At 62.1% G+C, this 11,146-nt stretch carries 10 protein-coding genes; 3 read left to right on the top strand and 7 right to left on the bottom strand.

Annotated elements, in window-relative coordinates; translation table 11 throughout:
- Positions 1-36 precede the first annotated feature (36 nt).
- Genes PG896_RS15140 through PG896_RS15150 form a run of 3 tightly spaced genes read left to right on the top strand, consistent with a single transcriptional unit; the run spans position 37 to position 4,332 of the window.
- Entirely contained in the window at positions 37-1,824 is a 1,788-nt protein-coding gene (locus tag PG896_RS15140; RefSeq protein WP_270835880.1) for an assimilatory sulfite reductase (NADPH) flavoprotein subunit, read from the top strand.
- Positions 1,824-3,536: an assimilatory sulfite reductase (NADPH) hemoprotein subunit gene (cysI, locus tag PG896_RS15145; RefSeq protein WP_167824677.1), complete on the top strand. Its 1,713-nt coding sequence runs from the start codon at positions 1,824-1,826 to the stop codon at positions 3,534-3,536. Before PG896_RS15140 ends, cysI begins: the two co-directional genes overlap by 1 nt.
- The gene (locus tag PG896_RS15150) at positions 3,526-4,332 is read left to right on the top strand and encodes a phosphoadenylyl-sulfate reductase (protein WP_045525747.1); all 807 of its coding nucleotides are present in this window, start codon (positions 3,526-3,528) and stop codon (positions 4,330-4,332) included. The genes cysI and PG896_RS15150 overlap by 11 nt, the downstream gene beginning before the upstream one ends.
- Positions 4,333-4,646: 314 nt before the next feature.
- On the opposite strand, the gene proX is transcribed toward PG896_RS15150, so the two are convergent.
- From proX to PG896_RS15185, 7 genes are all read right to left on the bottom strand, one after another.
- Positions 4,647-5,648, bottom strand: coding sequence for a glycine betaine/L-proline ABC transporter substrate-binding protein ProX (gene proX / locus PG896_RS15155; RefSeq protein WP_043154276.1), 1,002 nt, complete (start codon positions 5,646-5,648; stop codon positions 4,647-4,649).
- Complete coding sequence (gene proW, locus PG896_RS15160; protein WP_053288742.1) at positions 5,645-6,793, bottom strand: glycine betaine/L-proline ABC transporter permease ProW; 1,149 nt, start codon at positions 6,791-6,793, stop codon at positions 5,645-5,647. The genes proX and proW overlap by 4 nt, the downstream gene beginning before the upstream one ends.
- A complete protein-coding gene (gene proV, locus PG896_RS15165) occupies positions 6,790-7,986 on the bottom strand; it encodes a glycine betaine/L-proline ABC transporter ATP-binding protein ProV (protein ID WP_010675435.1) in 1,197 nt (398 codons plus the stop codon). Before proV ends, proW begins: the two co-directional genes overlap by 4 nt.
- Before the next feature lie 470 nt (positions 7,987-8,456).
- Complete coding sequence (folA, locus tag PG896_RS15170) at positions 8,457-8,948, bottom strand: type 3 dihydrofolate reductase (RefSeq protein ID WP_270835878.1); 492 nt, start codon at positions 8,946-8,948, stop codon at positions 8,457-8,459.
- A 23-nt stretch (positions 8,949-8,971) separates the two neighbouring features.
- Positions 8,972-9,439 carry a threonine/serine exporter family protein gene (locus PG896_RS15175; RefSeq protein WP_010675437.1) on the bottom strand — a complete coding sequence of 156 codons (468 nt, stop codon included), beginning with the start codon at positions 9,437-9,439 and terminating at the stop codon, positions 8,972-8,974.
- Positions 9,436-10,233 carry a threonine/serine exporter family protein gene (locus PG896_RS15180; protein WP_270835879.1) on the bottom strand — a complete coding sequence of 266 codons (798 nt, stop codon included), beginning with the start codon at positions 10,231-10,233 and terminating at the stop codon, positions 9,436-9,438. Before PG896_RS15180 ends, PG896_RS15175 begins: the two co-directional genes overlap by 4 nt.
- Positions 10,234-10,464: 231 nt before the next feature.
- Positions 10,465-10,803, bottom strand: coding sequence for a DUF3135 domain-containing protein (locus tag PG896_RS15185; RefSeq protein ID WP_010675440.1), 339 nt, complete (start codon positions 10,801-10,803; stop codon positions 10,465-10,467).
- Between the last annotated feature and the right edge of the window lie 343 nt (positions 10,804-11,146).

An 11,146-nucleotide genomic window follows, 5' to 3' on the forward strand; every position in this document is an offset into this window, starting at 1 on the left:
CCCTGACCAAAAATCAGACCATGGAAGACATGTGTGATGCCATTGACAGCCCCCACCCTGAGCCCGCTCTCTGACGAACAGCAGCGCCAGCTCAACCAAGTTCTCACCACCCTCAATACCCAGCAACTGGCCTGGGTCAGCGGTTATCTCTACGGCCTCTCCCAGGCGGGCGTCCAGCCCGTGGCTAGCGCAGGCGCAGAAGTCGTGGCACCCGGCGGCAGCCTGGCCATTCTCTACGGCTCCCAGACAGGGAATGCCAAGGGCGTGGCCAGCGCCATCAAGGCCCAGGCCGAGGCCCGCGGCCTGCCGGTGACCCTCACCTCCATGGCGGACTACAAACCCAAGCAGCTCAAGAAAGAGAGCCACCTGCTGGTGGTAGTGAGCACTTACGGGGAGGGGGAGCCCCCCGAGAGCGCCGTCGATCTGTTCGAGCAGCTTAAAAAAGGCAAGATTGGCAAACTCGAGGGCCTCAAGTTTGCCGTGCTGGGGCTGGGTGACAGCTCCTATGAGTTCTTCTGCCAGACCGGCAAGGATTTCGATGGTTTCCTCGCCAAAGCGGGGGCCGAGCGCATCCATGAGCTAGCTAGCCTCGATGTGGATTATCAGGATGCCGCCAAGGCCTGGGGCGAGCAGGCCGTTGCGGCGGTCGCCGCCACCCTCTCTGCCGGCGCTGCGACCGCCAGCGTGGCGGGCTCGGTGCAGGCCGCCGTCGGCCACAGCCAGTACAACAAGGAGAACCCCTTCCCCGCCAGACTCTCGGTGAACCAGAAGATCACCGGCCGCGACTCGACCAAGGATATCCGCCACATCGAGATCAGCCTTGAAGAGTCCGGCATCCGCTACCAGCCGGGCGATGCCCTCGGCATCTGGTTTGACAACGACTCCGCACTGGTGAACGAGGTACTGGCGCTGGCCGGTCTCTCCGGCGACGAGGCCACCGCCCGCGGCAGCCTGCGCGAAGTGCTCAGCCGCGAGCTGGAGCTGACCCGCTTGCACGGCGGCTTTATCACAGGACTCGCTGACATATCGGGCAATGCGGCACTGAAAGATCTGGCCGGCGACAAGGCCCAGGTCAACGCGCTGGTGGCCTCTGCCCAGGTGGTGGATGTACTGAAACGCTTCCCGACCGCGCTCACAGCCGAACAGCTGCTGGGCCTGCTGCGCCCGCTCACCCCGCGCCTCTACTCCATCGCCTCCAGCCAGAGCGAGGTGGAAGAAGAGGTGCACCTGACCGTCGGCGTGGTGCGCTACCGCCAAGAAGATGGCACAGTGCGAAGCGGCGGCGCCTCCTCCTATCTGGCGGACCGTCTGCCGGAAGATGCCGAGGTCCGGGTGTTCGTGGAGCACAACGACAACTTCCGACTGCCCGCCAATCCCGACACCCCCGTCATCATGGTGGGGCCGGGCACCGGCATTGCCCCGTTCCGCGCCTTCCTGCAGGAGCGGGAAGCACAGGGGGCAGAGGGCAAGAACTGGCTCTTCTTCGGCAACCCCCACTTCACCCAGGACTTCCTCTATCAGGTGGAGTGGCAGCGTTATGTGAAATCGGGCCTGCTGTCCAAGATCTCCCTGGCCTTCAGCCGGGATCAGGCCAACAAGATTTATGTGCAGGACCGTCTGCGCGAGGCAGGGCTTGAGCTCTACCAGTGGCTGGAAGCAGGCGCTCACTTCTATGTGTGTGGCGACGCCAACCACATGGCGAAGGATGTGCAGGAAGCCCTGCTGGAAGTGATTGCGGAACACGGCCACAAGAGCCGTGAGGAAGCAGAAGAGTATCTGAGCGAATTGCGTCGTGCCAAACGTTATCAAAGGGATGTCTATTGATGAGCAAACAACTTATTCCGGGACCGGTCGAAGGGCCGCTGGCTGACAACGAACGCCTCAAGCGCGAGAGCAACTTCCTGCGCGGCACCATCGCCGAAGATCTGCAGGACCCGCTCACCGGCGGCTTCAACGGCGACAACTTCCAGCTGATCCGCTTCCACGGCATGTATCAGCAGGATGACCGCGACATCCGCCCGGAGCGCGCCGCCCAGAAGCTGGAGCCCCTGCACAACGTCATGCTGCGCGCCCGCCTGCCCGGCGGCATCATCACCCCGGCCCAGTGGCAGGTGATCGACAAGTTCGCCGAAGAACACAGCATGTACGGCAGCATCCGCCTGACCACCCGCCAGACCTTCCAGTTCCACGGGGTACTGAAGCGCGACATCAAGCTGATGCACCAGACCCTCAACAGCACCGGTATCGACTCCATCGCCACCGCGGGGGACGTGAACCGCAACGTACTCTGCACCAGCAACCCGGTGGAGTCCGAGTTGCACCAGGAGGCCTACGAGTGGGCCAAGAAGATCTCCGAGCACCTGCTGCCCAAGACCCGCGCCTACGTGGAGATCTGGCTGGATGGCGAGAAGCTGGGGGGTGACGAGGAGCCGATCCTGGGCTCCAACTACCTGCCGCGCAAATTCAAAACGACCGTGGTCATCCCGCCCCACAACGATGTGGACATCCACGCCAACGATCTCAACTTCGTGGCCATTGCCGATCACGGCAAGCTGGTGGGCTTCAACGTGCTGGTGGGGGGCGGTCTCGCCATGACCCACGGCGACACCACCACCTACCCGCGCAAAGCGAGCGACTTTGGCTTCATTCCGCTCTCCCACGTGCTGGAGGTGGCGGCCGCCGTGGTCAGCACCCAGCGCGACTGGGGCAACCGGGTCAACCGCAAGAACGCCAAGACCAAGTACACCCTTGAACGGGTGGGGGTCGAGGCCTTCAAGGCCGAGGTGGAGAACCGCGCCGGCATCCAGTTCGGGCCGGTTCACCCCTATGAATTCACCAGTCGTGGCGATCGCTTCGGCTGGGTGGAGGGGATCGACGGCAAGCACCACCTGACCCTGTTTATCGAGAACGGCCGCCTGCTGGACTTCCCGGGCAAGCCCCTCAAGACCGGCATGCTGGAGATCGCCAAGGTGCATCAGGGGGACTTCCGCCTCACCGCCAACCAGAACCTCATCATCGCGGGCGTGCCTGCCGGCGAGAAGGCACGCATCGAAGCGCTGGCGCGCCAGTACGGTCTGCTGGATGACGGCGTGAGCGAGCAGCGCAAGCAGTCCATGGCCTGTGTGGCCCTGCCCACCTGCCCCCTGGCAATGGCCGAGGCCGAGCGCATGCTGCCTGCCTTCGTCACCGACATCGAGGGGCTGCTGGCCAAGCACGGCCTGGCGGATGACGCCATCATCTTCCGGGTCACCGGCTGCCCCAACGGCTGCGGCCGCGCCATGCTGGCGGAAGTGGGTCTGGTGGGCAAGGCGCCGGGTCGCTACAACCTGCACCTGGGGGGCAACCTCGAGGGGACCCGCATCCCGCGCCTGCACCTGGAGAACATCACCGAGCCGCAGATCCTGGCCGAACTGGACGCCCTGATCGGCCGCTGGGCCAAGGATCGCAACCCGGGTGAGTGCTTCGGCGATTTTGTCATTCGCGCCGGGATCATCGCCCCGGTTATCGACTCCGCGAGGGACTTCTATGCAGCCTGAACAGACTGATACAGCCCGGCTGGCGCGCACCGCCGACGGCCGGCTCGACCTCGACGCCCTCCTGGCCCTGGGCCGGGAGGAGCAGGTCGAGGCGCTGGCCCCCCTCAACCGGGCGCTGGACGCCATGAGCGCCCCCGAGCGGGTGCGCTGGGCCCTGGCCAACCTGCCGGGGGAGCATGTGCTGTCGTCGAGTTTCGGCATCCAGGCGGCGCTCATGCTGCACCTGGTGAGCCGCGAGCGGGCCGACGTGCCCGTGGTGCTGACCGACACCGGTTATCTCTTCCCCGAGACCTACCGTTTCATCGACGAGCTGACCGAGCGTCTCGCGCTCAACCTCAAGATCTACCGGGCCGAACTCAGCCCGGCCTGGCAGGAGGCCCGCTTCGGCCTCCTGTGGGAGCAGGGGGTGGAGGGGATCACCCGCTACAACCAGCTCAACAAGGTGGAGCCCATGGACCGCGCCCTGAACGAGCTGGGTGCCCGCACCTGGTTCTCGGGCCTGCGCCGTGAGCAGTCCGGCAGCCGGGGCAAGCTGCCGGTGCTGGCCATCCAGCGCGGTCGCTTCAAGTTCCTGCCGGTGATCGACTGGAGCAACAAGGACGTCTTCTACTACTTCAAGGAGTTCGACCTCCCCTACCACCCCTTGTGGGAGCAGGGTTACCTCTCGGTCGGCGACGTGCACACCACCGCCAAGTGGGAGCCCGGCATGAGTGAGGAGCAGACCCGCTTCTTCGGCCTCAAGCGCGAGTGCGGCCTGCATGAGGAAGGTGGCGAGAGCGACGGCTCCGGCATCTGATCCCCCGGCCCGGCCATGTGCTGCGCCTCGCCCACAAAAAAACGCCCGGCAACTACCGCAATGCTGTTCACTTAAGAGAATTTGAGTTCCAGTCCACGTAGTATCAGGACAAAAAATCGAGGGAGGCATGATGCCTCCCTCTTTCTATTGCAAGCCCCGCTGGATAAAGGCTGGAGGAAGATCGACTGGACACAGCCTTGCCCCCTCAACTCAAATCCAATTTATGAATAATCAGTCAAAAAAGTGCTTATCTGAACAGCATTGCGGCAACTACCGGGCGTTTTTCTTTGCGCAAAAGGGCGACGTACCCCTCATTACATGGCGGCGGCGCGCGCCTGATTCAGCCAGTCGTTCACCAGTGCCTCGTGGCCCTTGAGCCAGGCGTCGGCATGACGTTCCACGTCCGCCGGCTTGTTCTGCCCCTTGTTCATCAGGCCGTTCTGCACGTTGATGTCATTGAGCGGCAGCTTGACGATGGAGAAGAGCTTGGCGGCGGCCGGATTGGCCTCGGCAAACCGCTTGTTGGCAACGATGTGCATGGTGTTCACCGCAAAGCCGTAGTTCTTGCCGTTCGGCAAGCGGGTCTTGGCCGCATCCGGGGCGTCGGCGGGGACTTCCAGCCACACCACATCCTTGCCCGGCACCAGTTCGCTGCTGAGCCAGTAGGGGGTCCAGGTGTAATAGAGCACCGGCTTGCCGGCCTGGTAGCGAGCCAGGGTATCGGCGATCAGCGCCGCGTAGTTGCCCTGCTTGTGGGCCACCGTGGGGGTCAGACCAAAGGCGTCGAGGTGATGGTTGATCGCCCCCTCGCAGCCCCAGCCGGGGTTGCAACCGATGAGGTCGGCCTTGCCGTCGCCATCCCCGTCAAACAGCGCCGCCACCTCGGGATCCTTGAGCTGGCCCAGGTTGGTGATGCCGTATTGGGTCGCGGTCTTCTTGTCGATGAGGTACCCCTGGGCGGCACCGGCCACATAGGTGCCCTCACGGAAGAACACCTTGTCGCCCCCCGCCTGCTCGTACTTGTTGTCCTGCAGCGGCACCCAGTTGAACGCAAGGAAGGTGCCGTCTCCCTGGGCCACCGAGGCATAGGCCACGTTGTAGTCCACCTCCTGGGCGGGCTGGACATCGTAACCCAGACGCGCCATCAGCTTGCTCACCAGCAGGCTCTGGAAGGCCTCTTCCGGCAAGGAGCTCTGCAGGGGCTGAACGCGAACCCCCTCCCCCGGCAACTCGGCGCTGGCCATGGCGAGCGGGCTCAGCAGTTGGGTACTCAGCAGCAATGTGCCCAGGGTCAATCCTTTGGTGATCGGTCTCATGCATTTACTCCTTTGTAATCGATTTTCTTGTCACGACCGGCCAGGCGCAGCAGCAGGGCGGCGGGGCCGTGCTGATACCAGCGGCCGGTACGGGTGCGATCCGGTTGCCCCATCGCCTGGGTGAGGCGGTCGAGCACGATGGCCAGCAGCACGATGCCGAGGCCGCCGATGGAGGCGAGCCCCATGTCGAGCCGGCCGATGCCGCGCAGCACCATCTGGCCGAGGCCCCCCACCGCGATCATGGAGGCGATCACCACCATGGAGAGCGCCAGCATCAGGGTCTGGTTGACCCCGGCCATGATGGTGGGCATGGCGAGCGGCAGCTGTACCTTGAACAGCAACTGGGAGGGGCTGGCACCGAACGAGTGGGCCGCCTCCACCAGATCCGCAGGCACCTGGCGAATGCCCAGCATGGTGAGCCGGATCATGGGCGGCAGGGCGAAGATGACGGTCACCACCACCCCAGGCACGTTGCCGATGCCAAACAGCATCACGATGGGGATGAGGTAGACGAACGCCGGGGTGGTCTGCATGGCATCCAGCAGCGGCCGGGTCCAGGTGGAGAGCCGCTCGCTGCGGGCCAGCAGGATGCCGGTGGGCAACCCCAGCAGCACGCAGAAGAACAGCGAGGTCAGCACCAGGGACAGGGTCACCATGGCATCGGACCAGGCCCCGATGAGCCCGATCCCCACAAGAGATACGAGCGTACCGAGCGCCATGCGGCCGTTCACCAGTTGCCAGGCAAGCAGAGCCAGGAGCCCCATCATCAGGGTGGAGGGCACCGTCTGCAGCAGATGGGTCATGGCGTTCAGGGTCAGCTCCACCGGTGCGCGGATCAGCTGGAACAGCGGCCGCAGGTTCTCCACCAGCCAGCCGATGCCCCCTTCCACCCAGGTATCCAGCGGCACCAGCGCCTGCTGGAAAGGATCCAGCCAGTCGATGGCGGTTGTGGTGTCGGCGGCTTCGATCTGGTTCTGCCAGTCGGTGGCCTGGGTGTCGGTACTGCCCCAGGGATCGGACACCTCGGCGGACGCAGGCGCGCTCCAGGGGTCTGCCGCCACCTCATCGGCCCGCAGGGAAGGGCTAGCCAGCAGCACCAGGGCCAGCAGCCCGCTCAGCAAGAAATGGGGATTCATCAGCTTCATGCCGGGGTACTCCTGTCCAGGGTGTTAAGCAGATTGGCCTTGGAGATGAGGCCGAGGTAAGTGCCATCCTCCTCGACCACGGGCACCTGACAGGGAGCGGCCGCCACCTGGCTGATCAATTCATTGAGGGCGGTGTCCGCCAGAATGGGCTGAATGTCCGCCAGCAGCGCCTGCTCCAGGCTGCCTTTGGCCCTGACCGCCTGACCGAGCGACTCCACCGAGACGACCCCGAGGAAGCGACGGCTACGATCCACCACGTACCCGAACTCCCGCTCAAGCTCCTTGAGCTGGCGCAGAGCGTTGCCCGGCCCGTCGGTGGTGTGCTTCTTGATGAGGGGCACCTGCTTGCGGCTGGCCACATCGCGGGCGCTGAACACATGGGCCAGATCCACCCCGCGAAAGAAGGCGCGCACATAGTCGTTGGCGGGCTGGTTCAGGATCTCGTCCGGGGTGCCCACTTGCACCAGCTGGCCATCCTGCATGATGGCGATGCGATCGCCGATGCGCATCGCCTCGTCCAGATCGTGAGAGATGAAGACGATGGTGCGCTGCTGGCTGGCCTGCAGCTTGAGCAGCTCATCCTGCATCTCGGTGCGGATCAGGGGATCCAGCGCGGAGAAAGCTTCGTCCATCAGCAGGATGTCGGGGTCATTGGCAAGGGCCCGGGCCAGCCCGACCCGCTGCTTCATGCCGCCGGAGAGGGCATCCGGATAAGCCTCTATCCACTGTCCCAGCCCCACCTGATGGAGCGCCTGACGGGCGCTCTGCTGGCGCTCCGCCAGCGGTACACCGGCCAGCTCCAGCCCGAAGGCGGTATTTTCCAGCACACTCAGGTGCGGCATCAGGGCGAAGGACTGGAATACCATGCTGATTTTCTTGCGGCGCACCCGGCGCAGTTCGCGCTCCGAGATGGCGGCGATGTCCTCGCCATCGATCAGCACCTGGCCGCGGGTCGGCTCGATCAGCCGGTTGAAGAGACGCACCAAGGTGGACTTGCCCGAACCGGAGAGGCCCATCACCACGAAGATCTCCCCTTCGTTGATGGCCAGATTGACATCCTGGACCCCCAGGGTCTGTCCGGTCTTTTTCAGGATACTGGCGCGATCATGCCCTTTCGCCAGCAATTTGAACGCTTTATCCGGCTGATCGCCGAAGATTTTGTAGAGGGATTTGACCTCGAGTTTGACTGTCATATTGTCCTTTTTTCTTGGCCGACGGTTTGCCTGGCAAACCGTCGAACGTGAGCCAATTACTTTTAACACTAAGCAGTTTCACACCCAAACAAAAGAACCAATTGAAGCCAACCAGGAAAGGTAAAATTTAAGCCATTGATTTTTATTAGTTATTTTTATTCATAAAAACCCATTAAATCACGATAAAAACGCCTATAACAGACAGGGCCGCCACAGTAGCGATGCACTTTCAGCACATTTTATTAATGATTAAAGGGCGTTAGCAGCAGGCGAAAAGAGAGAGTGGGGAGGACGGCCCCCATCGGAGCGATAAATGGCCACTTAATTACATCACTAATCATTTTGATGCCGCGCATCCCGGTATTGCTAGGCACCTTCAGCCATGCCGGTTCAGCCCCCTTCTCTTTGCGGCAACAGGGCACAAAAAAGCCCCCGGCTGTCGCAAGGGGCTCTTCATGGCATCAGAGGGCTCAGCGCCGCTGCCAGGTCTCGAAACAGTAGGGATGGGGGTTCTTCTTGTCGGGGTGATGGGACTCGCGCTCGATGCAGGACCAGTCGCCCTCGTCGAAGGCCGGGAAGCGGGTATCCCCCTCCACCGCCAGATCGATACGGGTCAGATAGAGCCTGTCGGCCCGTGGCAGTAGCTGGCCATAGAGATGACCGCCCCCGATCACCATCAGCTCCGCGACGTCACTATCCGCCAGCAGGGCCAGTGCGGCCTCCACCGAGTCGATAACCTCCACGCCGTCGGCCCGGTAGTCGGGGTTGCGGCTGATCACCAGATTGCGGCGCCCGGGCAGCGGTCGTCCGATGGATTCAAAGGTCTTGCGCCCCATCAGCACCGGCTTGCCCAGAGTGACCCGCTTGAAGTGGGCCAGATCCGCCGGCAGGTGCCAGGGCATCTGGTTGTCCAGCCCTATCACCCGATCGTGGGCCATGGCGGCAATCATGGAAATCATCATGGGGTCAACCTCTCGCACCGTCGTCAGATAATGGGGCGGTTACGGTACACGACCAGAGAGGGGATCGCCAAACCGAAACTCAGGGCCCCCACGATAAACAGCGCCTTGAGGCCGTTCTCCACCGCGCTCTGAAGCAGCTCCATGGTCACCCCGGAGATATTGAGCTCCACAATGGCGATCATGGTCTTGAACGCATAGCTGCCCGGGATCATGGGGATGATGGAGGCGACGCTGAACACCGGGCGCGGTGCCAGCAGGCGGCGCGACCAGTAGACACAGACAAAGCCGACCGTGGTCGCCGCTGCCAGAGTGGCCCACTCGATGGGCATGCCGTAGTGGATGAGCAGGGTACGCAGGCTGTGGGCCAACGCGCCCCCCATGGCGCAATATTTGAGCATCCGTGGCGGCACGTTGAACAGCATGGCAAAGCCCACCGCCGGAATGGCCGACCAGAAGGCATCCTTGGCCAGCAGCCAGAGCAGTTCCATCATACCTTCCACCCCCAGATGCCGGTCACCGACATGGCGAGAATGATCCCTATGGCTGCGCTGATGGTCAGCAGTGTCGCCGTGCCCCAGCGGGCCAGCCCCATGTTGAAGTAACCCTTCACCATGTCGGAGACCGCATTGATGAGCGGGAACCCCGGCACCAGCAGCAACACGCTGGCGGCCATGGCGAGATAGGGTTGTTCGCCCCAGCCGAAGAAGGTGGCGCTGGAGGCGAGCAGGGTGGCGATGAAACCGGTGGCGGCAAAGTTGATGAGGGGGCTGTGGTGATGGCGGGCAATGAGCTGGCGCACCCGCATGGCGACCGAGGCCGAACAGCAGGTCACCAGGAAGATGGGCCAGTCACCACCAAACAGCAGGCTGAAGGCGCCGCAGGAGAGCCCCACCATGGGCACCACCAGCCAAGGGTGATAGTGGAACGGCACTATGGCATCGAGCCGCTGACGCACTTCCCGCGCGCCGATTAGCTCCTTCTCCGCCATGATGCAGATACGCTGTATTTCGCACACCACCTGCATGTTGATGCCGTGCTCCCGCACCCGGCGGGTGGTGGTGACGCAACTGCCCTGGTAGAGACTGGTGAGGACGATGGCGCTGGAAGAGATGGCCATCTCGACGCTCTCCAGCCCGAGCGCCATGCCGAGCCGGACCGTGGTCTGCTCGATGATGCGGCTCTCCGCCCCAAACTGGGCCAGCATCTGGCCCGCCTTGACGATGATCCGGGTGATCTCCGTCTGCTGCTCTCGCGACAGCACCCTTCCTGGTGTGATGCTTCTCATGATCCCTTTGAGTCATAGCAAGATGAAATGTGTCTGGATATTACCCCAAAATAAATACACCTTCATCCATCTCTATCGGACTGCGGGCACTGGTCACTATTATTCAGCCGCCAGGGGAATATTTGCAGCAAATAAAAAACAATTCACCCAACTTGCTTAACAACTTGTTTGAGAAGGGGTGAGACAAATTAATAAACACCCTGTTTTTTATATCTTGAACAGGGCCGTGAATTATTTGCGTTTCAGATAACTGGAAAACGCTATCACATTATCCGGCAGCGGGGGCTCTGCCATTTCCTGACAGGATTCGTTCTGCAGATCCAGAATGTGCTGGCGCATGGCGTAGACGGAGTCATGCATCATGTTGGCTATCCGGATGCAGCTGTCGAGGTTGTTTCTTGCCAGGCGGCGCTGGCAGTCGATGCGAAATTGCAGACCTCGCAACCGACGTTGCCGCTCTGGTCCCACCTGGGCGATCAGGGTCTCTATCTGCTGGTGCAGCAGCGCGTCGAGTCGCTCCGGCTCGGCCAGCGCCCAGTACTTCAGGGTATCGAAATCAGGCAGCTCCATATACCCTCCTGGCCGGACCTCGCCCATGGAATGGAACGACGCCGGGCACATCACTATTTCACTGTCCCTAGGGAAGGTTATATAGGATGGTGGCGATTTTGGGCCATTCACCGCCGAGCCACAGGAGTCCGGTTTTTGGCACGAATTGCGCATCGTTGGCGGAAAAAATCATTTATTCCTTATGATTCATGAAATTAACCGAATCCGGCCTGCGTCAGTTTTTTTATAAAATTTCAGCGTCATTTTTCTCGGCCTTATGCCTTATTCATATACAGGACCTTAAGAAAACACTTCATTTGAAATTCCTTCTAAGGTCCTGTTCTGTATCGATTTTCGCTGCTTG

The organism is Aeromonas sp. QDB30 (genome assembly GCF_027707645.1).
Taxonomy (GTDB): Bacteria; Pseudomonadota; Gammaproteobacteria; order Enterobacterales; family Aeromonadaceae; genus Aeromonas; species Aeromonas caviae.